This is a genomic window from Oleiphilus sp. HI0086, assembly GCF_001635225.1.
Genome location: NZ_LWFZ01000548.1, coordinates 1 through 795, shown reverse-complemented (window position 1 = coordinate 795; position 795 = coordinate 1). Strand labels below are relative to the sequence as shown.

Sequence of the window (795 nt, the reverse complement as noted above, 5' to 3'; positions counted from 1 at the left end):
TCTAGAAGAGCGGCGTGACAATTTGCTCTGCTCAATTTCCTTTGGTGATGAGGAAGCCTTTGGTCTAGCCTACCTAGACCTGAGTGGCGGACGCTTTTCTGTGTCGCAAGTTCGAGGCTTGCCCGACCTAATAAGCGAGTTGCAGCGTATTAGACCGTCGGAAGTTTTAATAAGTGAAGAGTTTCCATATGAAGGAGCTTTTGAGAACTTAACTGGTCTTAGACGCCAAGCTCCATGGCTTTATGATCTTGATTCCGCAAAAAGCTTATTGACTACTCAATTTAAAACGAAAGACTTAAGCGGCTTTGGTATCGATTCGATGCAATTAGCTATCTGCGCGGCGGGTTGTCTGCTGCAGTATGCAAAGGATACTCAGCGTAATGAGCTGCCTCATATTGTCACCATCAATAAAGAAGAGCGTAGTCAATACATTCTACTCGATGCAGCCAGTCGCAAGAACCTAGAAATTGACACCAACCTTGCTGGCGAAAGTAATCACACCTTGGCGTGGGCAATGGATGCCTGTAAAACTGCAATGGGTAGCCGCTTGCTTAGGCGCTGGCTCCACCACCCTTTAAGAGACCGGGAAATTGTGAATGCCCGTCTAGATTGCGTGTCTTCACTTGAGCAATCCTATAACTACGACGCCATTCAAACGAATTTAAAACAAGTCGGAGATGTACAGCGTATACTCGCCAGGATTGCGCTTAGATCTGCACGCCCTCGTGACCTATCACGACTTAGAGACACTTTAATACTACTACCCGCCATACAGGCAGATTTAAGGTCAGTTGA

Annotated in this window: 1 pseudogene; it reads left to right on the top strand. The window is 46.5% G+C overall.

The window, feature by feature from the left end:
• A pseudogene (locus tag A3756_RS06635) lies at positions 1–795 on the top strand (DNA mismatch repair protein MutS); the annotation flags it as partial.